The organism is Legionella sp. (assembly GCF_047605385.1).
Classification (GTDB): domain Bacteria; phylum Pseudomonadota; class Gammaproteobacteria; order Legionellales; family Legionellaceae; genus Legionella.
The window spans coordinates 1-22,874 of the sequence record NZ_JASGFU010000043.1 but is presented as its reverse complement, the minus strand read 5'-3'; the positions used below and the strand labels follow the sequence as shown (position 1 = coordinate 22,874).

Below are 22,874 nucleotides of genomic sequence, written 5' to 3'. Positions count from 1 at the left end.
AACCTACGACCCTCGCCTTGTAAGGGCGATGCTCTCCCAGCTGAGCTAAGCACCCAAAAATCTTAAGCTTCTTGTACTGCTTCCTTCAGGTTCTTACCTGCTTTAAATTTAGCAACTCGTGATGCTTTAATCTGGATAACTTTACCAGTTTGTGGATTTCTACCGGTGCGAGCCGAACGATTACCTGTAGAGAACGAACCAAAACCAGGTATTACCACTTGATCTCCACTTCTCAATGCATCAGTAACAGTACTTGTAAATGTCTCAAGTACTCTGCTTGCATCAGCTTTAGTTAAACCAGAACCACTTGCTATAGCATCAACTAATTCGCTTTTATTCATTGCTTCCCCTATACAGTTAATCTTCCATACTTTAAGTTAATCTAACTCAAACTCAATCAAATTAACCAGTCAAGTAGTTACGTCCATGAAGTGCCCGCCAGTAGCGGGCTACGGGAAGAAATATACCTTTAATTAATGGGTATGTAAATCATTATTTTTAGTTTTTTTCGATCTTTTACTCGCTAAAGCAGCAGATTGAACATTATCTGATCGATTTATCCAAGGAGTGCTTTGTAAAGCCAACTCTAAAACCTGATCAATAGTCTTCACAGGGTGTACAGCAATCTTTCTCAACACGTTATCGGGTATCTCTTCTAAATCTTTTACATTCTCTTCAGGGATGATTACATGCTTAATACCTCCGCGATGAGCGGCCAATAATTTTTCTTTTAAACCTCCGATTGGCAATACTTGCCCACGTAATGTAATTTCCCCCGTCATTGCGACATCTGCTTTAACTGGTATCTGCGTTGCTACGGAAACCAAAACTGTACACATTCCAATCCCGGCACTTGGTCCATCTTTAGGCGTTGCACCTTCGGGAACATGCACGTGGAACTCATTTTTATCGTAAAAATCATCGGGAAGCCCCAATTTCTTAGCACGACTACGGACAACTGTCATTGCGGCATGTATTGATTCTTGCATGACCTCACCTAATTGCCCTGTATGAGTTACTTTACCCTTACCAGACATCATTGAAGCCTCAATTGTCAATAATTCCCCTCCTACACTAGTCCATGCCAAACCCGTAACTTGCCCAATTTGATCAAATTCTTCCGCTAAACCATATCTAAATTTCTTCACACCTAAATATTTTTCAATATTATTGATGCTGATATTTATTTTCTTGCTTTTCTTGCTAGAAAGAATCTCTTTCACCACCTTTCTACATACACTAGCAATATCACGCTCCAGATTACGTACCCCAGCCTCACGAGTGTAATGGCGGATAATTTCCCGAATAGCTCCTTCACTGATGCTAATTTCATCATTATTTAAGCCATTTAAGCTGATTTGTTTGGGTACTAGATACTGTTCAGCAATACTGATTTTTTCATCTTCGGTATAACCTGCAAGACGAATCACCTCCATCCTATCTAATAACGGTGCTGGAATTTCTAAGGAGTTTGCTGTTGCAATAAACATGACATCGCTCAAATCATAATCTATCTCTAAATAATGATCGCTAAACGTATGATTTTGTTCGGGATCTAATACTTCAAGCAATGCTGATGCTGGATCACCACGAAAATCCATGGCCATTTTATCAACCTCATCAAGCATGATCAGTGGGTTTTTAACTCCGGCCTTACATAATTTTTGAATAATTTTTCCTGGCATAGAACCAATATAAGTTCGTCTATGGCCACGAATTTCTGCTTCATCACGCACTCCGCCTAAGGCAATGCGTATAAAAGTACGGCCTGTAGCATTAGCAATGGATTGCCCCAAAGAAGTTTTACCTACTCCTGGAGGTCCAACCAAGCATAAAATGGGACCTTTTAAGCGCTTAACTCGTTGTTGCACTGCTAAATATTCGATAATACGCTCTTTAACGCGCTCAAGTCCATGATGCTCTTTATCTAATAGCTTCTCAGCTTTTAGCAAATCAAACTGAATTTTGCTCTTCTTTTTCCAAGGAACCAAGAGCATCCAATCAAGATAATTACGAATCACTGTCGCCTCAGCAGACATAGGTGACATCATTTTTAATTTATGTAACTCAGACATCGCCTTTTCTTTAGCATCTTTAGGCATGCCTGCTTTCTCAATTGATTTTTCGAGTTGTTCGATTTCGTTACCTTCTTCGCCTAATTCACCTAATTCTTTTTGAATGGCCTTCATTTGCTCATTAAGGTAATATTCACGCTGACTTTTTTCCATTTGTCGCTTAACACGACCTCTTACACGCTTTTCGACATGCAATAAATCTATTTCTGTTTCAATAGCAGACATTAAACGTTCAAGACGGGTTCCTACATCTAAGGTTTCAAGTAATTCTTGCTTGTCTTCAACTTTTAACGTTAAATGTGCAGCAATAGTATCAGCTAATCTACCAGGTTCTTCAATTCCGGCGAGTGGCGATAACACCTCAGGCGGTATTTTTTTATTTAATTTAATGTATTGCTCAAATTGAGACATCAAAGAGCGCATTAAAATACTCACTTCTGGTTCTTGTATCGCAGCATTGACCTCATCCATGACATCCAGAGAAGCTTCTAAGTATCCTTTTTCTTGAGAATATTCTTTAGCTTTCGCACGTTGCTCACCTTCAACCAATACTTTTACCGTTCCGTCAGGTAACTTTAATAATTGTAGAACGCTTGATAGCGTACCTACTTTATAAATATCATCGGCTGAAGGATCATCATTGGAAGATTTTTTCTGAGCCACTAAGAAAATTTGTTTGCTATCAACCATGGCCGCTTCAAGGGCCTTAATTGATTTTCCGCGGCCAACAAAAAGAGGAATAACCATGTGAGGGTACACTACTACATCTCTCAATGGTAATACTGGAATCATGGACACTTTTTCAGTCTCGTCAGGTGTCAATTTATTTTCAATAGACATAATGTACCCTTATTTAAACAAAACCTGTGGTTATAATTTTACAACAATTTTCATTTCATTAACTGAGTATACGGTAATTATTGAAATGAACAAAACAGAAAGCTAATAGAAAATTGAAACGCAAGTTTCACCAGAATAAGGACTAAGTACTTTAATCAAACTACTTGTAAAAGAATTTTAATTTTTGGGAATAAATACCTATTCACCATAGATTAAGCTCTGAACCAATAGTATGATAAAGGCACAGGGATACTATGGTGAATAGCTATTATCTATTCTTGACTACCTGCCGCACTTTTCATCTCATGTTCATAAATAAGTATAGGCTTAGATGAATTATTCACTGCATTTTCATCAATCACTACTTTATTTACCCCTTCAAGCGAAGGTAATTCATACATGGTGTCTAAAAGAATATTTTCAAGTATGGCGCGTAATCCTCTCGCTCCCATTTTGCGTTCTAAAGCTTTTTTAGCGATCGCGACAAGCGCTTCTTCTCTAAATTCAAGCTCCACATTTTCCATTTTGAAAAGTGATTGGAATTGTTTAGTTAATGCATTTTTGGGGTTGGTCAAGATGTCAATTAGTGCAGATTCGTCAAGTTCTTGCAGCGTTGCAACCACAGGTAATCTACCGACAAATTCAGGAATTAAACCAAACTTAATCAAATCATTAGACTCTAACTCACTCATGACTTTAGATAATTCTTCACGACTATCTTTTTTATCCTTCAACTGAGCAGAGAAACCAATCCCTGATTTGTCACTTCGCTCACGAATGACTTTATCCAGACCAGCAAAAGCCCCGCCACAAATAAACAATATGTTTGAAGTATCTACTTGCAAAAACTCTTGTTGTGGATGTTTACGTCCACCTTGTGGCGGAACAGAAGCAACAGTGCCTTCAATTAATTTTAGTAAAGCCTGTTGTACTCCTTCGCCCGAGACATCCCGAGTAATTGAAGGATTATCAGATTTGCGTGAAATTTTATCTATTTCATCAATATAAACAATGCCTTGCTGAGCCTTATCTACATCATAATCGCATTTTTGTAATAATTTTTGAATAATGTTTTCAACATCCTCACCGACATAACCTGCTTCAGTCAAAGTTGTAGCATCAGCCATAGCAAAAGGTACATTCAAAATACGAGCCAAGGTTTGTGCTAAAAGAGTTTTACCACTACCAGTTGGCCCAATAAGTAAAATATTACTTTTTCCTAGTTCCACCCCATCATCACTTTTATGTTGTAAGCGCTTATAGTGATTATATACTGCTACCGATAACACTTTTTTAGCATGTGGTTGGCCAATGACATATTCATCCAGGAATTTTGAAATTTCTTTTGGTGAAGGTAAACGAACCTCAACCTCTTCTTGTGCTTCGTGTGTTTCTTCGCGAATAATGTCATTACATAATTCAACGCATTCATCACAAACGAATACAGAAGGTCCAGCTATCAATTTCTTAACTTCATGTTGGCTTTTACCACAAAAAGAACAATAAAGAACTTTATCGCCACTTCCATTACTGGATTTACTCATATGCAACCCCTTCTTACAGCTATTACTACAAGTAGTAATACATGTAAAATTTTAGTCAATCAGAAAAGATATGCCAATACAAATAAGATTAATTAATATGCTATTAATTAATCTTAGCATAGGGAAAAACCTCCTAAATCAGGACATGAATCAAATGTCATAATTTGGAGGTCTTTCATAGTGCATATGTATGGGCAAAACATGAATTATTCAACTGCATTACTCACTACTTCTCTATCGTAAATTACTTTGTCGATAAGGCCGTATTCAGCTGCTTGTGTAGCACTCATAAAATTATCACGCTCCGTATCAAGCATAATTTGCTCAGGAGTTTTCTTGGTATGCTTAGCCATGATGCTGTTTAGGCGTTCTCTTACTGCCAAGGTTTCGCGCGCATGAATTTCGATATCAGTTGCCTGACCTCTGTATCCACCTAAGGGTTGATGAATCATAACTCGTGAATTTGGCAAACAAAATCTCTTGCCTTGCTCACCAGCACAAAGCAATAAAGCAGCAGCGCTTGCTGCTTGACCTATACACAAAGTACTTACATGAGGTTTGATAAACTGCATGGTATCATAAATAGCCATACCAGCAGTTACTACACCTCCGGGTGAGTTAATATAGAGAGAAATGTCTTTCTCAGGGTTTTCAGATTCAAGAAACAGCAATTGAGCAACCACTAAATTAGCCATATGATCTTCAACTTCACCCAATAGAAAGATAATACGCTCTTTCAATAATCTTGAATAAATGTCATACGAACGCTCACCACGTGACGTTTGTTCAATGACCATTGGTACTAATCCACTGGCATTGCGAATGATATTATCTGAATATCCTGGCATCGAATTACTCTCCTTTTTCTTTATCAACTTTTTCTGCTTTTTTCGCTTTGCTTTGCTTTTCAACTTTTTCTTGTTTTGGATTCATGATTGAATCGTAGTCAGATGCCTTCTGCTTAATCTTCGCATCTGTAGCAATTTTATCTGCAACCATCTCTTCCATGACTAATGCTTCGATTTCAGCCATATGCTCTTTACTGCCCTTGTACCAAGCACGTAATTCATCAGGATTTTCGTAAGCATCAGCAAACTTCTCAATCATTGCATTGACTCTATCTTGATCAGCAACAATTTGATGCTTCTTAACATATTCCGAGAACAGTAAACCAAGATGGACGCGACGTTTCGCTTGTTCTTCAAACAATTCACGTGGAAAATCAGGGATTTTCTCATTCTCATGATGCTCATGACCAAATAGACGATGGTACATATCATGTTTTAAATGTTCAACTTCTCTGTCAATTAAAACTAATGGGAGATCAACTTTGTTTACTTCCATTAATGCATCAAACAATTTCTCTCGATTCATCATACCAACACGACGATCTAACTCACGAATCATGTTCTTTTTGATGTCTTTGCTCAGAGCCTCAATTCCACCTTCTTTGATGTTAAATTTTTCTGCAAAAGCATCATCAAGCTCAGGCAATTTACCTTCCATAATGTTGCGAACAGTAATTTTAAAAACAGTTTCTTTGCCAGCAAGCTCGCTATGACCATAATCTTCTGGAAAAGTAACTTTAATATCAAACTGGGTATCTTTCTTCGCACCGATAATTCCATCCTCAAATCCAGGAATCATGCTGCCAGAACCAATGATTAATTCATGACCTTCAGCGCGACCGCCTTCAAATGGCTTATCATTTAAGAAACCTTCGAAATCGATAATTAATTTATCGCCTTTTTCGACTGCACGCGATGCATCATGCCATTCCTTATTTTGTTCACGTAATTTTTCCAGCATTTCTTTAACATCTTTGTCCGTGACTTCGGACTTAACTAATTCAACAGTTGCTTGATTTAATTCAACTATTTCAAATACTGGCATTACTTCAAAAGTAGCAGTATATATTAAATCTTTGCCTTTTTGGATTTGTTCAGGCTCAATATAAGGATACCCTGCAGGCACTAATTCTTTTTCTTGTAGTGCTTGAAAAAGAGTAGACTCCATGAGCTCTCTGGCAACTTCAGCACGAACACCATCAGAATAACGGCTAATGACGATGTTCCTAGGAACTTTTCCACGACGGAAACCATCTACTATAACTTTTGGAGCCAAATCGTTGAGGCGCAAGTCCACCTCTTTCTCAATTTTCGCTGTAGGTACAGATACTGTCACCTTACGTTCCAAACCTTTTAGGGTCTCAACAGAAACTTGCATTAATTCACCTCTTGGAATGTATAATGAAATGGTGCGAAAGGAGAGACTCGAACTCTCACGGGTTGCCCCGCTGGAACCTAAATCCAGTGCGTCTACCAATTCCGCCACTTTCGCAATCAGGTTGGATTATCAATCAGTAATTCGGTCTTGTAAAGACTCAAGAGTGAATCTTTAGCGATAAACCTGACCTCAACAATACATGGGGTGAACGATGGGACTCGAACCCACGACAACCGGGATCACAACCCGGGGCTCTACCAACTGAGCTACGCTCACCATAAAATCTTTATTGCTTAAAGAATCGCCTAAGGATATTTTAAGGGCTGGCACGCCCGGCAGGATTCGAACCTGCTACCCTCGGCTTAGAAGGCCGATGCTCTATCCAGATGAGCTACGGGCGCATAACTTGGTCGGGGTGGAGAGATTCGAACTCCCGACATCCTGCTCCCAAAGCAGGCGCGCTACCAGACTGCGCTACACCCCGACTACCCGTCCCCGAGGACAGTGCGCACATGATACTAATGCAGCGCACTTAGGTCAATAAAAAAATCACATTTTTTTTAATATCTTAACTTGTTTAGAATTTATAGAATCAAAATGGTTAATTTAAAACTTAATTGCGTAGCACAATTACTATAGCATTCTGTGTAAAGCACTAAGAAAGTAAAATCTTAGTTCTATTTATAGGGCGATTTCACTGATAAAATAATTTGTAGGTTGGGCCAAGGCCCAACAGATAAGTGAAACGTTTACCTACCAAATTTTATGGAATTATCTTCGACCAAATAAAACCCATTATTTTCACCGTTCATACCTGGTTGAGATCCTTTATATATTTTTTCTGATCGAGGCAACGTATATTGTAGATATAAATTAAGGGCAATTACACCTACTAATAAGCCTAAGCTACCTATCTGTCCAGAAGAAGAATCTAAATCTAAAATCTGACTCATAGAATATACTAAACCAATAGAAGCACCTTGAACTCCAACTTTTATCGCTTCTCTGTTATTATTTTTTAATTTAAAAAATCAAACATAAATCACCTATAGTAGTACAAAACAGGATTATGATATCAAAAAATGCTCAAAGTGAAAGTTACTTAATCTTCTGTTTTACTAAATTTCATTAAAATAGTATTATTTATATACAAATTATGCTGAGACCTTAGTTATTTTTTAATTTTCGCACCACTTCCTGATCAGAATAGGCCTGCTTTACTGTGCCAATTTGCTGATACGCTTCATGCCCTTTACCTGCGATGAGAATAATATCGTCTTCATTTGCCTCTTTTAGTGCATAAGCAATGGCTTCTTCGCGCTTGACTAATTGTACGATACGATCTGAATCAATACCTTGCACAATTTCATCAATAATTGTCTGCGGATCTTCAGTACGGGGATTATCACTAGTAATCACAATCTGATCTGCATTAAGACTGGCAATTTTTCCCATCACTGGGCGTTTGGTTCTATCGCGATCACCACCACAACCAAATACCACCCATAAACGACCTTTTTTAATTTGCTGCAAAGTAAGCAAGGCATTTTCCAAAGCATCTGGTGTATGGGCATAATCAACTAATACATAAGGAGCACTGGCTACAATTTCCAAACGCCCAGGGGCGGCTTTTAATCGTGACATCACAGCCACTACTTTATCTGCATCATAACCACTGACCATCAAACTACTAAATACCGCCAAACTATTGTAAATATTAAATGCCCCCAAAGCATTAATATGCAAATAATGCTGTCCCCAAGGAGAATGTACTTCAATTTCTGTACCGTTAATGTCCATATGCCAATTCACTGCTCTTACATCACAAGGCTGATGAATACCATAAGTGATTTTTTTCACATGTGGTTTTATTCCAACACTCATAAATTGCTGGTATTCATCATCATGGTTAATGATCACCCATTGCAAAGATTCACGCGCAAATAAAAGTGCCTTAGCTGCTGCATAATTTTCCATAGTGTGATGGAAATCTAAATGATCTAAAGTCAAATTGGTAAAAATTGCTTGATTAAATTCGATAGCATCCACACGATGCTGGCATAATGCATGTGAAGATACCTCTAAACACACTTGCTTTATCCCCTCTTCGTGGTAATGATGCAGCAATTTCTGCAAGTACAACGCATCTGGAGTGGTGTTATCCAAAAGAATTAAAGCATCGACTTTACCTTGACCAATAGTACCTATATACGCCGCCTGTTGCCCAAGTAAATAATGCGCTTGGGCTAATTGATAAGCAATCGTTGTTTTACCATTGGTACCAGTAACCCCTATGATATTTAAATAACGCCCTGGATTACCATAGAACTCTTTAGCTATCTCCGCTAATTTTATTGCCAAATCAGGAACTGGAATACAAGGTATATTCTTTGGTAAGACACCATCTTGTGGAAAATTTTTAGGCTCATAAGCCACCGCTATGGCGCCTGCAGTCAAAGCATTATTAATGAATAGACGACCATCGGTTACAGCCCCAGGATAAGCAACGAATAAATCCCCTGCGAGCACTTGACGGCTGTCATTTTGGATACCACTAATGGTGCAATCCATAGCTTCTTCTTGCATCCAATCGTTTAATAATTGCTTTAGTTTCATTGCTTGGTTCCAGGATATTGAATTAACTGATTACTTCATCTGTTGGTATATTAAACAATCGCAAAGCACCTGTCATAATTTTTGCAAACAAAGGAGCCGCTACAGCAGCTGCATAATAACCTTTTTGTGAAGGTTCATGGATAATCACAACCACTACAAATTTAGGTTTGGATACAGGCGCAATGCCAATGAAACTTGCTGTATATTTGCGATCTTTATAACCATCCTTACCGGCTACTCTTGCTGTACCTGTTTTACCTGCAACACGATAACCTGGTACCCGCGCCGCTTTTCCGGTACCATCTTTTCCTAATACCGCTTCCATCATCGCTAAAACTTGTCTGGCAGTTTCCGGTTTAATTACTTGTATACCCTTTGCAGGCGGATCATTATGAATTAAAGTAATTGGAATTAAACGCCCTTCATTAGCAAAAATCATATTGGCTTTTGCCAATTGTAATGCTGTAACTGACAATCCGTAACCAAAACCAAGTGTTGCTAAAACGAAAGGATTTGCATCTTTAACTTTAACGATGTTACCTTCACTTTCTCCAGGATAAGCACTTTCTGTACGTTGGCCAAAACCACAGCGTTGTAATAAATTAATCAATTGTTCTGGAGGGCTAACAAGCACCATTTTGGTTACTCCCACATTACTTGAATGCTGCAATACACCAGTAACATCCAAAATGCCATAATTATGAATATCGCGCACGGTATGACCATGCACAATCATCCAACTCGGATTGGTATCAATTATAGTGGAAGGTGTGAATAAGCCTGTTTCCAATGCACTGGCAATACTAAACGTTTTAATTACCGAACCTGGCTCAAAAGTATCAGTCACTGCCTTATTCCGATAGGTATCTTTATCGTAACGGCCACGTGAGTTAGGATTATATGAAGGTACGTTAGCGATTGCTAAAATCTCTCCCGTTTCTACATCAATTACAACAGCAGAACCTGATTTTGCGGCAAATTCTTCAACGGTTTTTCCTAATTCGCTATAAGCTAAATACTGCAAACGTCGGTCAATGCTTAATATTAAATCACGACCAGGCCTTGGATCTTTGACGACATTTAATTCCTCAATAATTCGTCCTAATCGATCTTTAATGACTCGCTTTTTACCCACCACACCTTTTAACCAATCCTGGTAAGCTAACTCAATTCCTTCAAGCCCTTGATCATCTACATTAGTAAATCCCAAAAGCTGAGAAATACTGTCTGAATCTGGATAATAACGCTTAAATTCTTTTTGAAAATTAACTCCAGGAATTTTTAGTGCTTCAATTTTTTTTGACAAAGCAGGCGGTAATTGTCTTTGCAAATAAACAAATTCACGATTTTCATTTTGTGCATTCACAATTTTTCTACTTAACTGCTTTGGAGTTACATGCAGATAATCTGCCAAAGACATAAATTGTTCTTTATCAGGAGAGAATTCTTTGGGATTAACCCAAACAGATTCAACAGGAGTACTAATTGCTAGTGGAGCACCATTACGATCAGTAATCATGCCACGATAAGCAGGAATATCCACCGTACGTAAGCTACGTGCATTACCTTGCCCCTGCAAAAATTGCCGATGCAATACAGTTAAGTCAATCATACGCCAAATTAATATGAGCAGCAGTAAAATAAAAAATACCGCAACAGCAATCAATCTAGCTAAATGACGTGATTTATTCATAGTTAACTACTCAAACTATAGTAATAATCATATATCTCTGACCTGATAATTTGCATATAATGTCTTTAATTTACCCATTTTTTACTACCTACGTCGCGCAACGTAGGCAATCAGTCATATTATTCCTTAACCTAATGACAGTGTCTCCCCCATACTCCACTTAAGACCTTATTTATTTGAAAGAAAACTGCTTATTTTTTCCCTTGTAACCAAAAAGTATTTTTAGGATTTGGTAAAACCATATTCAATTTATCTTGAGCCAATTCTTCAACACGGGCAGGAGTTGCCAAACTAGCCTGCTCCAACAATAATTGCCCCCATTGCAATTGCAAATAATGGGTTTGTTGCTCTTGTTGCTCTACCTGGCTAAACGTGGAGCGATAGGAGTTGGTGCTATATACAACAGCCAATGCACTCACCAATACAGCAACTAATAGTATAATTAACATGTATAATGACTTGGACATGTGCATATCTGCCAATTGACCATTGAATAAAGTTCCTTGATTAATTACTTTAGCTGCAGCATTCATGTTAGTTTCTCCCCGATTCTTAATACAGCGCTTCGAGCTCTTACATTTTCTTTTACTTCTTTTGCCTGCGGCATTATTGCTTTACCCACTCTTTTAAAATTTGACTTTAACTCTTCATAACGAACTGGTATTTCTAAAGGTAATTTTTCTCCCTGTTCCTTATCACGCATAAATTGCTTTACAATACGATCTTCAAGAGAATGAAAACTGATGATTGCTAATCTTCCTCCTGGAGCCAGAACATTAATACATTGTTCCAAACAACTATTTAAATCATTTAATTCTTGATTCACATGAATGCGAATCGCCTGAAACACTCGCGTCGCTGGATGTTTATGTTTTTCCCATTTGGGATTTGCTTCTTTTACAATTTCTGCTAATTGCAAAGTAGTTGTAATTGGAGCTCCTTTTCGCGCAGCTATAATGGCACGAGCAATACGCCCAGCAAAACGTTCTTCACCATACAATCTAAAAATTGCAGCCATTTCCTCTGCTTGGGCATGGTTCACAAATTCAGCAGCACTTAAGGGCTGTGATGAATCCATGCGCATGTCTAAAGGACCTTGCTGCATAAAGCTAAATCCGCGATCTGGATTATCCAATTGTGGCGAAGAGACACCCAAATCCAATAGTATTCCATCAACTTTGCCAAATACTCCCGCTTCTTTAGCAAATTCAGCGATTCGTGCAAAAGAGCCATGAAAAATATGAAATCGTTTATCCTGGCTAAAACACTCTTTTGCATAAGTGATTGCTTCCAAGTCCTTATCTATTGCGTACAAACGGCCATCTGCATCTAAATGATTTAAAATTTCACGGCTGTGACCACCGCGCCCAAAAGTACCATCAAAGTAGATACCACCACCTTTTATGGCCAGACTTTTTATTGACTCGTCAAGTAACACAGACTGATGCATCACCATATTTAGTACCATTTACAAAGAAAACGTTTTCATTTCATCGGGTAATCCAGAATCACCAGAGTTTTCTTCAGCTAGCCATTCTTCACGTCGGGATTCCCAGATTTCCTTACTCCAAACCTCAAATTTATTTCCTTGGCCAATCATCACTACATCTTTTTCCAATTTGGCATAATTTCTTAACACCGTTGGTAATAACACACGTCCATTAGCATCCACTTCAACATCTGTGGCATGACCAATTAATAACCGTTGTATTCTGCGTGCAGCAGCATTAAAACTGGGTAATTTTTGTAAATTATCTTCAATGATTTGCCATTGAGCCACGGTATAGAGAAGCAAACAGGTTTCTTCGGTATCAATGGTGATTACCAAAGGAATTTTTTCCTCAGCACCCAGAGCAGAACGATAACGCGTAGGAATTGCTAAGCGTCCTTTAGTGTCTATGGTGATGGCATTAATTCCGCGAAACATAATTTTTTCTCATGTGAAGGAATACTCCCCCACAAATCTCCACTTTTTAATTATTTTACTCCACTTTTATACACTATAGAAACACATTTCTACACCCGTCAAGCGAAAACCCCACTTTTTGCACAAATTAATTGTAATTTTTTAAATGAAATAATCTGTTGATCGATAAAAGATCTTGTAGAATAAAAAGATATCATTATCATAAAACCTAAGCACTATCGCGCGTAGATCTACAGTTTTGGATACAACAGAGAACGAAATCAAATGCTGTATGTAAATTAAAAAAGAAAATGCACACTAAGAATTCATTAACGCAGCTAAACGTATGCCTTGAAGTACTAAATCCGGAACTAAATGATCATATAAATCTTGCTTATCAAATAAAGAAGCAAAACCGCCAGTTGCCAAAACTAAAGCTTTTTGAGAACTAAAAGCTTCCTGATTTATTCTATGAATTAATTCACGACAAGCCCCTAAAACACCGTAATAAACCCCAGACTGTATGCTCTCAATTGTTGAACGTCCTATTGCATTTTCAATTTTGATAATTTCAACGGCAGGAAGCTTAGCTGTATTCTTGGATAAAGCATCTACAGACAAACGTACTCCTGGTAAGATTGCACCACCTAAATACGCTTTCTGAGCATTAATCACACAAAAAGTGGTTGCAGTTCCAAAATCAATTACCATAATATTTTGATTAGGGTAAGTTTGTGTTGCCGCAATCGCATTGGCAATACGATCAGCTCCCACCTCAACTGGATTCCTATACTTAATATTTAATCCGGTTTTCACCCCTGCTTGTAATAAAAAAGGATCAATAGAAAAATATTTTACACATGCAGAACGCAGGGAATAATCTAACTGTGGAACTACAGAACAAATCCCAATCTTAGTGATGGCTTCAGGAGAACAACTATTTTCACGTAAGACACTCTTTAAAAAAATACCTAATTCATCAGAAGTGCTGACTTGAGAAGTATGACGAAAACGCAGCTTAATTTCATCGTCATCAAATACACCACCATATATATGAGAGTTACCTACATCAATGCAAAGAATCATAATTTAATTTTTGTCTGGAGAAAATGATGATAGTAAATTGTGATGAATTAATTATCAATAATCATTAAGAAAAAAAGCCCCGCTAAGCGAGGCATGAGTGGAGATGTAGCATATTTTTTTAATTAATTAATTTACTTAATAAGGTTTAACAACTACAGTGGTGCCAATATCAGCAAAATCATGATTCAACCATTTTGCAGCACTGGGTAATACCCGAATACAACCATGACTTGCGTTATAGTTAGGTACTTCATAAGCAGCATGGATTGAATAACCACCACTGAAATGCATACAGTAAGGCATTCTTGCGCCACCATGAGTCTCAACCGGGTAAAGGCTTGAAGTACAGTCTTCACCTTTCTTAGAATAAATCTTATAAGTACCAGTAACTGTACGACATCCTCTTCCTATATCTTCACAGAAATCTTTACCACCTGAAGCACTACCGGTTTTAATACGATTTCCTTCTCTATCATAGGCAGCCCAAGCAGTAGCTTTAGGATCAAATACAATTACCTTATTACCAGTAGCAGCTCTTTTCATGGGAAAAGCAAGGGCACCACGATGGTCACTGCTCATACTTTTAGTGTAATGAGTGTAACCTGCGTCATCAACAATTGGCACGCCTCTATCCATGGTTGAGCATGATGCAGCTAAGGCACAAACAGGAACCAAAAGTAATGTTTTTTTCATTTTTTTCTCCCTCTTTTTTCTCTATTTATCGGGAGATTTCTGAATAAGTTTAGTCTTTTTTGTAAATATTTTTATCTTTTTATTCTTTTTATGAATAATCAGTTCATTTTATTAATGTTTTTGTTTTTTTGGGAGCATATATTTAATAGCCAATAACAGCTGTTTATCCGTACATTCAAAACATCCGCCACGCGGCGGCATAGTACCCAAACCCTCATCAGTATGCTTAAATAAAACGCTCATTCCTTGTTTTAAACGCACTTGCCAATCAGCTCTCTCTCTTATTCGCGGAGCCCCCAGGGAAATTAATGGTTTTAGCGCATGGCAATTTACACAAAAATGAACGTAGATCTGTTCTCCTTCATTTTTAGCGCCACTGATTGAATATAAAAAATCTTGTGGATGATGGCTATTCGCCTTTGTGATAAGACTCACAGTAGACAAAACAATGAAGAGCAAAATAATAAAATACCGCATCATATGCGAAACTCCTTAAATTACTAAATTATTTGCGGTATGATCCGCTAAAATTATAAAGGGATATTTGTTGTGAAAAAAAGCATACTAAGTGTTTTACTATTTTTTGCAAGCACAGGGTTGGCAGCAGAAGAAACACAATCACCTGAAGAATTAACAGACAAGATCAAACAGTTCGCTCTTAATGAGCTTTCCTCTTATAAAGAAGGAACGATCCATGTCTTTGCAGATAAAATTGATTCCCGTCTAAGTTTTAAAGCGTGCGCAGATCATAAATTAGTCGTATTTAATCCTTACCAGACTCCTATATTAAATACAAGTGCTCTCGGTATTAAATGTATGGAGCGAGACAATCACTGGTCGTTATATGTACCCATCCGTATTACCATTTTAAAAACAGTATACGTTGCAAGTCGTTCTCTGATGAAAGGAGAGCAGATTGGTAATAGCGATCTTTATCAGGCAGAAATCGATGTTCATAAATTAAAACATGGCTACTTTGATGATATTGATAATTTAATAGGGCGTGTTTGCAAACAAAACGTTGCGATTAATGCACCATTTACACCACATAATATAGAATTAGCCAAAATTATTCACAAAGGCGAAAAAATAGCGATTATTACTTCAAATAATAATTTAACGGTAAGTATGGATGGTATTGCTGTTACCGAAGGAGCTATAGGTGAAACCATCAAAGTGAAAAATATTTCATCAAAAAAAATAATTGATGCCCAAGTTGCTGGTCAAAAGAAAGTAACTGTTGTTTTTTAACAAAAATTTTAAAATTTTACTAAAGATTTTTTTCTTGATGCCGATAATGATTTTACTGATGCAATTTTTTAGTAAACTATAGGTCATCAGTATTAACATACACTTAAACGTGACTGAGGATAAATTTATGTTTAATCAAATTAGTGATTCCAATCATATAAAACCTATAGACACAGATAATCGTTTGCAAAATAAGCAACTTGAAATCAATAAAATTTTATCTGAAGGCATCACTTCATTTGATGATAGCGTGAGTATCAGCAATACTTCAAAACAATTAGAAGTAATCAAAAAGTCACTGGAAAATATACCTGAAGTAAATGAAGCGCGTGTTTTGTATTTTAAAGCAGAAATTCAATTAGGTAATTATAAAATTGATAGTGACAAAATTGCTGCTATGATGTTAAATAACGAAGAAATAAGTTAATTATTCAGGGTAGTAGCAAATGAGTAACGATAAAATTAAAGGATTGTGCGACCGTTTACAAGAGGAAATTAAATGGGTCGAGTCGCTTAATGTCTTATTGGCTGAAGAAAAAACTTTATTGGAAACGCGTCAGTTTAATCAAAAACTAGAAGATTGTGCCAGTCAAAAACAAGATTTAGCCCAAAAAATTGAAAACAGTGCTAAAGTACGTATGCAAATTATTAATAAAACCGATAATAATCAACACACGAGCGTTCGTTTGAACGAGTTTCTTGAGGACTATTCCCCAACCGAAAGCACTCAAGTTACAAACTTACACAAAAAACTTGCAGAAGTTTTAGCTACTTGCTTTGAATTAAACTCAGTCAATGGCCAAGTAATTGCGCATAATCGGTATATTCGTCAAGAGTTAGTCAATGCTCTATCAGGAAATAAAGCAAGTGCGATTAATATATATAATGCTCATGGCACTTTGTCTTCAGATAGTGATAAAACAGATCGCGGAGAGGCTTAATCTGCTGCGAGCCTAGAACTCTGAAACAAAACTAAAGTAAGAGGTCACGGGGGATGGTGAATCTTGGCTGAACGGTTATATTTGAGCACAGGTTGAATGAAAAACGTGCCAAAGATGGCCGTTCCCTAATAGGGACTGGCCTTTTACAAACTAAACAATCAAAGAGTCAATCTATTGCATGCGTAATGCACCATCTAATCGAATCACTTCACCATTCATCATGCCATTCTCAATAATATGTGCCACCAAAATCGCAAACTCTTCAGGTTTACCAAAGCGCTTAGGGAAAGTCATTGTCGAAATTAGATTATCCTGTACTTCTTGAGGCATATTAAGCAACAAAGGAGTCGCGATAAGTCCTGGTGCAATCGTATTCACTCGAATGGCAAATTGTGCTAATTCACGTGCAGCAGGTAATGTCATTGCCACAACACCTCCTTTAGAAGCACTGTACGCAGCCTGCCCTACCTGACCTTCAAAAGCAGCAACAGAGGCCGTATTAATAATAACCCCTCGCTCCTGAGAGTGCGGCTCTAATTCCAAAGTAGACATCGCATACGCTGCCATACGCATCACATTAAAAGTACCAAGAAGATTCACCTCAATCACTTCTTTAAACGCGCTTAAAGGCATGGCTCCTTCTTTGCCAACAATCCGCTTAGCAGGAGCAATCCCCGCACAATTAATGCAAACTCGTGGCGTACCTACCACTGTAATGGTTTTTTCCATGGCTTTCTCAACCGCTTCATCACTAGTCACATCACAGCCAATCGCTAAATCCACCTCACTACCTTCATCAACCTGTTTATCCCAAACGACAACGCGCATTCCTTGTTGTTGTAAATATTGAGCGCAAGCTTTTCCCATTCCTGATGCACCACCAGTAATTAATGCAATTTGATTCTTGAAATTCACTATGGCTCTCCGTAATTATAAAAATTCCTTACTTAATTCTTTGAACTCAGAAGTTCCTGCAACTCGTAACCACTCAAAAAAAACCATTTCAGTAGTTACTAAATGAACTCCTGCTTGTTGCATGCGCTTTAATCCATATTTTAAATTGAGTTGCCCACGACTGCTTATAGCATTCACAACCACAAAAACGTCATAGCCTTGTTGTTTTAATTCTAAAGCTGTTTGCAACACACAAACATGAGCTTCAATGCCAATAAGAACAGCGTGTTTTTTATGAAATTTCTGGAGATGCTGAACATAAGTTGCATCACTCATGCAGGAGAAAGCTACTTTATCAATACACTCTTGCTGATGAATATAAGAACTTAATGATGAAACAGTAGTGCCTAAACCTTTGCGATATTGCTCACTAACTAAAATTGGCACTTCCATTTTTTTAGCTAAACGCAGCATCCATTCGCAATTTGCAATGAATGATTTACTATCTAAAACGGCAGGAACTAATTTTTCTTGAACATCAATTAATAATAAAATTGATTCATTTTTGTCAAGTAGCATCCTTATTCTCCCTTGTTTTATATTATTGTCGTCCCCACACAGATGGGGACTCATTTCCATGTAGGTCCAATACTCATACAGAAATGGATTTCCGTCTTCGCGAAAATAATAAAATTAAGCCAATATGATTTATGCTGAAGCAATATCAATTGTTTTCATTGCGAGATCAATTTTTCTATTACCACGTTGAATAGAAAGTGTAATTTTTTCACCTACCTTTATATCAGTCAATTGATTATATAAGGCATCATAATCATCAACTGCACGACCATTAAGTGCAACAATCACATCGCCAAGTACAATTCGTCCCCATGCATCACGATGCGTTGGACGTAAATTCAATTTTGAGGCGGGGGTATCAGGCAATACATCAGCAATTAACACCCCTTTATGTACTCCTAGCTTTTGAGCAATATTAGGGGCAATGCTATGTACACCAATGCCAGATAATATAACACGGCCATGTTGAATAATTTGTGACGCAATACGTTGAATATCATCAGCAGGCACGGCAAAACCAACACCCGCAGAAGCACCTGAACGGGAATAAATCATCGTATTCAAACCAATCAACTGCCCAGCACTATTAAGTAAGGGTCCCCCTGAATTACCTGGATTAATTGGCGTATCGGTTTGAATCATATTGCGAATAGTCACACCGCCAATTCCTGGCACTTGTCGGCCTAAAGCAGAAATAACCCCTTTAGATAGGCTGTGATCTAAACCATAGGGATTACCAATTGCGATTGCCTTTTGCCCTACCATCAAATCAGTAAGATGCACTACTTCAAAGGGTTTAAATGATTTCAACATATTTAAAGCATGAGTAGAATTAATCTTCAATACCGCAATATCTTTACGTGGTTCAGTACCGACTACCTTAGCAGGTATAGTCATATTTCCTAAAGAAATTGCAATTTTATCAGCGTCTTTAATCACATGATAATTCGTGACAATATGACCTTTATCATCCCAAATAATTCCAGAGCCTGCACCATCAGGAACCTCCATCTTTTTGAATGAAAGATGGTTGGTTACTGTTGCCAAACGATGAACATAAACCACTTTGGGCGATGCTTGTTGAAATACTTTTACCGTATTTTGTTCATCTGGAAGAAGCACGTTCACATCGAGGCTGTATCCTGGAAACGCCAAAACAAAACATAAAATAAACCATAAACTTCGTTGTTTCATTGTTGTCATTACTCCATGCTAGAAAAATAATAAATTTATTACATTCCAATTAATGGAGCAAGATTGTAATCTACATTAGCAAAAATGTCACTAATTAGCTCAAAAGAATCATTTTAAACCACTTATTCGCATTAACTAGCAAAAGTAAATGAAACAGAATTAGTTTGTAGATCAATCTCTTCTTCTTCACTATCTTCGTCAGAAGAATCTGACAATCCAATTTCTTTATCAGACTTATCGTGATTGATTTCAGGTTGTTGTGTGTTGAGTTCACGCTCAACTTTCTCTACCTCTGTTCTTGATATATGCTCCACTCGTGTTTGTACTACAGAAATGTTTGGCACTACCGCAGCAATCCCTCCTCTAAAAACCTGGGTTAAAAAGTGAATAGGTGCCATAAGCAAATCTTTAAAGTAGATTGTTCCTGCTTTAATTGTTTCTACTGTCACTCTTTCATCAGCTTTGATGTAACTCAAGTAAATTTTTTCTAATGTATTCGAATGAACTCTATATATTTCATCCAAATGAGCATTACGCGCTTTTTCTTGCGCAAGCAAACTATTCTCGTATTTTTTATTATTTTTTAATAAAGCCAAGCGCTGTTGTTGTAAAAGATCAATCTGTTTATCATAAAATGTAAAATCAGGATTAATCGCATGTCGCAATTTATCAAAAAGCTCTTTACGCTCATTTGAAGCTTCACTCTGTACCAAAATTTCCCGGTTTTGTTTAATAACATCAATAAACTCTTCGCTATAGCGCTGCATTAACGCCTCTTTTTCTCTAAAAAGATCAGCTATATCTTTATTAATACTTTCAATTTTCTTATCGTGTTTTCCAAACAATTGATAATGTACTTGCAATCTTTGCGTATCATGCATCTCTATGCGTATTCTTGCCAATTCATCTGATTGTTGCTTCAAAGCACGAATGTGTGCTTCTTCATTTAACCTTTTGTCACGACTAAGCATGATTTGCCTTAGAAACGCCGTAATAACCATTACAGATCCAAACACTGCTGCACAAATGAGTGCTACAACCATGGGCACCATGATTAACTCCTTACTGATACAAATGGATTAATTGTGTGTGTATTTCTATAGCAAAATACTCTTTAAATTCCTGTAAAGAATTAATCTTTGGCCATTGTGTTGCCTGGCTGGTAATACGTGACATTGCGCTTTTAAAAATGGGATAATAATATTCTTGTATAAATGGCTTAATTTCGGTTAAATTAGAAAAATTTTTTACAAGAGCCGTCGCATTTTCTTGCAAATTAGCTAATTGCACATGTTCAACCACATCGGCCAATTCCTCTTCGTCTTCCACCATAGACTTAAGCCAATTAAGTAATGGCATGCGTGGTTTTAATAATAATAATTGTTTAGCCTGTTTAATTACTGACTCTAGCAAAATAATATGGTTATGAAACTCTAATTTAAAACAACAAAGAAAATCAAAATAACTGGTTTCGATTTTAGAGCGCGTCCTATCTCCTAACCAACGACTTATTTCATGACGGAACATTGTAGTGAAATGCTTTTCTATTTCATCCAGAGTCTCATTATCAGAATTACATTTAGGAATTACATAAGCAGTATTATCAATTTGTAGCAAACGAAGCTCCGGTAACTTAGTCTCAGGTAGATGCGCAGCAAGAAATGATAAGAAGACTGCCGTTGGTTTTAGTATCACTATTTCGTATAATTGTTGATGCATCATGCTCTCCTTGTTTTCACTCCAAACAACACAAAAAAATCTCTTCACGCGAAGCATTTTTTCGCAGGCAAGAAGATTTTTTTAGGTATTTAATTAGGCTATACACACCCTCTATTATTTACGATAGACTATGAATGCACACTTAGCGAAGTCATTCTAATTTTTTTTTGCATGATGATCTGGTATTAATCATATTTGATTTGAGGTACCATTTTAGCTAATTCAAACAAGAAGTTATTCACGTGGATCACTTATCAGAACAATTTAGCAAACCCTTGCTTTCCTGGTTTGCCAAGCATGGGCGTAAAAATCTTCCCTGGCAATCACCACGTAGCCCTTATCGTGTTTGGGTTTCGGAAATTATGTTGCAACAAACACAAGTACAAACTGTTATCCCCTATTTTGAACGCTTTATAGAGCGTTTTTCTAGTGTTACTGATTTGGCTAATGCTCATGAAGATGAAGTACTGTCTTTATGGTCTGGTTTAGGCTATTACAGTCGCGCGCACAATCTTCATAAAACAGCAAAAATCATTGTAAGTGACTATCAAAGCATTTTCCCCGATGAGCCTATGCTATTAAATGAATTACCAGGCATTGGCGAATCCACTGCAGCAGCAATTGTATCGCAAGCGTTTAATAAGCATGCGGCTATTCTTGATGGTAACGTCAAACGCGTTCTAACTCGCTTTTTTAGAATTAAAGGGCATCCTGAACAAGCGCAAATCAAAAAAAAACTGTGGGAACTAGCCAATACCTGCATGCCCCATGAGCAATGTGCTGATTATACTCAAGCAATTATGGATCTTGGCGCCACCTGTTGTACTACTAAAAACTTTACTTGCCAAAATTGCCCTTTACAAAATAATTGCCAAGCTTTTTTACATCAAGAACAATATGAATACCCAACAAAAAAAATACGCAAGCCTGTTCCAGTTCAACAGCAGCAATTATTGGTTTTGTTGAATCAACAAGGCCAGATTTATCTGGAGAAAAGACCTTCAACGGGATTATGGGGTGGTTTATGGTGCCTACCCAGTACTGAAGAAGGCAACTGCCCTCTTCAGTTTATTGAAGCGAATTATGATTTAAAGGGAAATGAAGCCAAACCATTAATTGCATTTAAACATCGTTTTAGCCATTTTCTTTTAGAAATAAATGCTCAAAGTATCAAAACAAAATCTTTGGGAAATAAGGTTGCAGAACAATCTGGGCACTGGTTTTCTAAAGAGGAACTAAGCTCATTGGGATTAGCTAAACCCACAAGCAAAATTTTGTCTTTATTATCAACTCTAAGCTAACCAACCCTATAAGAGCAAATATCAAGAAAAAACTTAAGCGGAAAATAAACATACATCCAACTTTGTGTTCTAGCCATTATGTGAACAGTTACTATAAATTATGTAACTCCCCAGGTATTTAATTGAGCTCACCAGCCTCCCCTCTCCACCGCGCGCAGCGTGGGGGAGAGGGAGCAAGGGTGAGGGGATTAAATAGTGTCGCGAAGCGACTTCATTATTAAAAATAAAGCTTGCAAAATGATGTGGTTATGATCAAATAAGCTCATGAAAAATTACGAAGAAATTATTGAGAAGTTGCTGGCTCGGATTAGCGAGC

23 protein-coding genes and 4 tRNA genes are annotated in these 22,874 nt (G+C 37.4%); 4 read left to right on the top strand and 23 right to left on the bottom strand.

The window, feature by feature from the left end:
* Positions 1–62 precede the first annotated feature (62 nt).
* From QM652_RS10225 to QM652_RS10140, 18 genes are all read right to left on the bottom strand, one after another.
* Positions 63–341 carry an HU family DNA-binding protein gene (locus QM652_RS10225; protein WP_415075433.1) on the bottom strand — a complete coding sequence of 93 codons (279 nt, stop codon included), beginning with the start codon at positions 339–341 and terminating at the stop codon, positions 63–65.
* A gap of 132 nt (positions 342–473) precedes the next feature.
* Positions 474–2,915 (bottom strand): endopeptidase La, encoded by a 2,442-nt coding sequence (gene lon, locus QM652_RS10220; protein ID WP_415075431.1) that lies wholly within the window; start codon positions 2,913–2,915, stop codon positions 474–476.
* Between the two features lie 272 nt (positions 2,916–3,187).
* Positions 3,188–4,459, bottom strand: coding sequence for an ATP-dependent Clp protease ATP-binding subunit ClpX (gene clpX / locus QM652_RS10215; RefSeq protein WP_415075429.1), 1,272 nt, complete (start codon positions 4,457–4,459; stop codon positions 3,188–3,190).
* Between the two features lie 206 nt (positions 4,460–4,665).
* Positions 4,666–5,307, bottom strand: a complete 642-nt coding sequence (gene clpP, locus QM652_RS10210) for an ATP-dependent Clp endopeptidase proteolytic subunit ClpP (RefSeq protein ID WP_415075427.1) — start codon at positions 5,305–5,307, stop codon at positions 4,666–4,668.
* 4 nt (positions 5,308–5,311) lie between these two features.
* Complete coding sequence (gene tig / locus QM652_RS10205; protein ID WP_415075425.1) at positions 5,312–6,685, bottom strand: trigger factor; 1,374 nt, start codon at positions 6,683–6,685, stop codon at positions 5,312–5,314.
* Between the two features lie 29 nt (positions 6,686–6,714).
* Positions 6,715–6,799 (bottom strand) — tRNA-Leu (locus QM652_RS10200).
* An 86-nt stretch (positions 6,800–6,885) separates the two neighbouring features.
* Positions 6,886–6,961, bottom strand: a tRNA-His gene (locus QM652_RS10195).
* Between the two features lie 48 nt (positions 6,962–7,009).
* Positions 7,010–7,086 (bottom strand) — tRNA-Arg (locus tag QM652_RS10190).
* A gap of 6 nt (positions 7,087–7,092) precedes the next feature.
* Positions 7,093–7,169 (bottom strand) — tRNA-Pro (locus QM652_RS10185).
* A gap of 265 nt (positions 7,170–7,434) precedes the next feature.
* Positions 7,435–7,638, bottom strand: coding sequence for a hypothetical protein (locus QM652_RS10180; protein WP_415075423.1), 204 nt, complete (start codon positions 7,636–7,638; stop codon positions 7,435–7,437).
* A 214-nt stretch (positions 7,639–7,852) separates the two neighbouring features.
* Entirely contained in the window at positions 7,853–9,301 is a 1,449-nt protein-coding gene (locus QM652_RS10175) for a UDP-N-acetylmuramoyl-L-alanyl-D-glutamate--2,6-diaminopimelate ligase (protein WP_415075421.1), read from the bottom strand.
* Between the two features lie 22 nt (positions 9,302–9,323).
* Positions 9,324–10,994, bottom strand: a complete 1,671-nt coding sequence (locus QM652_RS10170) for a peptidoglycan D,D-transpeptidase FtsI family protein (RefSeq protein ID WP_415075419.1) — start codon at positions 10,992–10,994, stop codon at positions 9,324–9,326.
* A gap of 191 nt (positions 10,995–11,185) precedes the next feature.
* Positions 11,186–11,527: a cell division protein FtsL gene (gene ftsL / locus QM652_RS10165; RefSeq protein WP_415075417.1), complete on the bottom strand. Its 342-nt coding sequence runs from the start codon at positions 11,525–11,527 to the stop codon at positions 11,186–11,188.
* Positions 11,524–12,450: a 16S rRNA (cytosine(1402)-N(4))-methyltransferase RsmH gene (gene rsmH, locus QM652_RS10160; RefSeq protein ID WP_415075415.1), complete on the bottom strand. Its 927-nt coding sequence runs from the start codon at positions 12,448–12,450 to the stop codon at positions 11,524–11,526. The genes ftsL and rsmH overlap by 4 nt, the downstream gene beginning before the upstream one ends.
* Before the next feature lie 12 nt (positions 12,451–12,462).
* Positions 12,463–12,921: a division/cell wall cluster transcriptional repressor MraZ gene (gene mraZ / locus QM652_RS10155; RefSeq protein WP_415075413.1), complete on the bottom strand. Its 459-nt coding sequence runs from the start codon at positions 12,919–12,921 to the stop codon at positions 12,463–12,465.
* A gap of 297 nt (positions 12,922–13,218) precedes the next feature.
* Complete coding sequence (locus QM652_RS10150; protein WP_415075411.1) at positions 13,219–13,986, bottom strand: type III pantothenate kinase; 768 nt, start codon at positions 13,984–13,986, stop codon at positions 13,219–13,221.
* Between the two features lie 135 nt (positions 13,987–14,121).
* Complete coding sequence (locus QM652_RS10145; protein WP_415075409.1) at positions 14,122–14,679, bottom strand: L,D-transpeptidase; 558 nt, start codon at positions 14,677–14,679, stop codon at positions 14,122–14,124.
* Between the two features lie 111 nt (positions 14,680–14,790).
* Positions 14,791–15,156, bottom strand: a complete 366-nt coding sequence (locus QM652_RS10140) for a c-type cytochrome (protein ID WP_415075439.1) — start codon at positions 15,154–15,156, stop codon at positions 14,791–14,793.
* A 72-nt stretch (positions 15,157–15,228) separates the two neighbouring features.
* Between QM652_RS10140 and flgA the strand changes: the two genes are divergently transcribed.
* From flgA to flgN, 3 genes are all read left to right on the top strand, one after another.
* Positions 15,229–15,930: a flagellar basal body P-ring formation chaperone FlgA gene (gene flgA / locus QM652_RS10135; RefSeq protein ID WP_415075407.1), complete on the top strand. Its 702-nt coding sequence runs from the start codon at positions 15,229–15,231 to the stop codon at positions 15,928–15,930.
* Positions 15,931–16,057: 127 nt separating this feature from the next.
* Positions 16,058–16,357: a flagellar biosynthesis anti-sigma factor FlgM gene (flgM, locus tag QM652_RS10130; protein ID WP_415075405.1), complete on the top strand. Its 300-nt coding sequence runs from the start codon at positions 16,058–16,060 to the stop codon at positions 16,355–16,357.
* Between the two features lie 19 nt (positions 16,358–16,376).
* Positions 16,377–16,871 carry a flagellar export chaperone FlgN gene (gene flgN, locus QM652_RS10125; protein WP_415075403.1) on the top strand — a complete coding sequence of 165 codons (495 nt, stop codon included), beginning with the start codon at positions 16,377–16,379 and terminating at the stop codon, positions 16,869–16,871.
* 171 nt (positions 16,872–17,042) lie between these two features.
* On the opposite strand, the gene QM652_RS10120 is transcribed toward flgN, so the two are convergent.
* The 5 genes from QM652_RS10120 to QM652_RS10100 all read right to left on the bottom strand — a co-directional run bounded on the left by QM652_RS10120 (position 17,043) and on the right by QM652_RS10100 (position 21,257).
* Complete coding sequence (locus QM652_RS10120; RefSeq protein WP_415075401.1) at positions 17,043–17,786, bottom strand: SDR family NAD(P)-dependent oxidoreductase; 744 nt, start codon at positions 17,784–17,786, stop codon at positions 17,043–17,045.
* 15 nt (positions 17,787–17,801) lie between these two features.
* Positions 17,802–18,344, bottom strand: coding sequence for a hydrolase (locus QM652_RS10115; protein ID WP_415075399.1), 543 nt, complete (start codon positions 18,342–18,344; stop codon positions 17,802–17,804).
* A gap of 129 nt (positions 18,345–18,473) precedes the next feature.
* Positions 18,474–19,538: a S1C family serine protease gene (locus QM652_RS10110; protein WP_415075397.1), complete on the bottom strand. Its 1,065-nt coding sequence runs from the start codon at positions 19,536–19,538 to the stop codon at positions 18,474–18,476.
* 131 nt (positions 19,539–19,669) lie between these two features.
* Entirely contained in the window at positions 19,670–20,590 is a 921-nt protein-coding gene (locus QM652_RS10105) for a hypothetical protein (RefSeq protein ID WP_415075395.1), read from the bottom strand.
* A gap of 10 nt (positions 20,591–20,600) precedes the next feature.
* Positions 20,601–21,257, bottom strand: coding sequence for a hypothetical protein (locus QM652_RS10100; protein ID WP_415075437.1), 657 nt, complete (start codon positions 21,255–21,257; stop codon positions 20,601–20,603).
* 236 nt (positions 21,258–21,493) lie between these two features.
* Here QM652_RS10100 and mutY point away from each other — a divergent pair, with 236 nt between their 5' ends.
* On the top strand, positions 21,494–22,558 hold the full coding sequence (mutY, locus tag QM652_RS10095; RefSeq protein ID WP_415075435.1) for an A/G-specific adenine glycosylase: 1,065 nt from the start codon (positions 21,494–21,496) through the stop codon (positions 22,556–22,558).
* Positions 22,559–22,874 lie beyond the last annotated feature (316 nt).

Coding starts and splice junctions, on each gene's coding strand:
- QM652_RS10225 (WP_415075433.1), bottom strand. CDS start 341: ATGAATAAAAGCGAATTAGTTGATGCTATAGCAAGTGGTTCTGGTTTA.
- lon (WP_415075431.1), bottom strand. CDS start 2,915: ATGTCTATTGAAAATAAATTGACACCTGACGAGACTGAAAAAGTGTCC.
- clpX (WP_415075429.1), bottom strand. CDS start 4,459: ATGAGTAAATCCAGTAATGGAAGTGGCGATAAAGTTCTTTATTGTTCT.
- clpP (WP_415075427.1), bottom strand. CDS start 5,307: ATGCCAGGATATTCAGATAATATCATTCGCAATGCCAGTGGATTAGTA.
- tig (WP_415075425.1), bottom strand. CDS start 6,685: ATGCAAGTTTCTGTTGAGACCCTAAAAGGTTTGGAACGTAAGGTGACA.
- QM652_RS10180 (WP_415075423.1), bottom strand. CDS start 7,638: ATGAGTCAGATTTTAGATTTAGATTCTTCTTCTGGACAGATAGGTAGC.
- QM652_RS10175 (WP_415075421.1), bottom strand. CDS start 9,301: ATGAAACTAAAGCAATTATTAAACGATTGGATGCAAGAAGAAGCTATG.
- QM652_RS10170 (WP_415075419.1), bottom strand. CDS start 10,994: ATGAATAAATCACGTCATTTAGCTAGATTGATTGCTGTTGCGGTATTT.
- ftsL (WP_415075417.1), bottom strand. CDS start 11,527: ATGAATGCTGCAGCTAAAGTAATTAATCAAGGAACTTTATTCAATGGT.
- rsmH (WP_415075415.1), bottom strand. CDS start 12,450: ATGGTGATGCATCAGTCTGTGTTACTTGACGAGTCAATAAAAAGTCTG.
- mraZ (WP_415075413.1), bottom strand. CDS start 12,921: ATGTTTCGCGGAATTAATGCCATCACCATAGACACTAAAGGACGCTTA.
- QM652_RS10150 (WP_415075411.1), bottom strand. CDS start 13,986: ATGATTCTTTGCATTGATGTAGGTAACTCTCATATATATGGTGGTGTA.
- QM652_RS10145 (WP_415075409.1), bottom strand. CDS start 14,679: ATGAAAAAAACATTACTTTTGGTTCCTGTTTGTGCCTTAGCTGCATCA.
- QM652_RS10140 (WP_415075439.1), bottom strand. CDS start 15,156: ATGCGGTATTTTATTATTTTGCTCTTCATTGTTTTGTCTACTGTGAGT.
- flgM (WP_415075405.1), top strand. CDS start 16,058: ATGTTTAATCAAATTAGTGATTCCAATCATATAAAACCTATAGACACA.
- flgN (WP_415075403.1), top strand. CDS start 16,377: ATGAGTAACGATAAAATTAAAGGATTGTGCGACCGTTTACAAGAGGAA.
- QM652_RS10115 (WP_415075399.1), bottom strand. CDS start 18,344: ATGCTACTTGACAAAAATGAATCAATTTTATTATTAATTGATGTTCAA.
- QM652_RS10110 (WP_415075397.1), bottom strand. CDS start 19,538: ATGAAACAACGAAGTTTATGGTTTATTTTATGTTTTGTTTTGGCGTTT.
- QM652_RS10105 (WP_415075395.1), bottom strand. CDS start 20,590: ATGGTGCCCATGGTTGTAGCACTCATTTGTGCAGCAGTGTTTGGATCT.
- QM652_RS10100 (WP_415075437.1), bottom strand. CDS start 21,257: ATGCATCAACAATTATACGAAATAGTGATACTAAAACCAACGGCAGTC.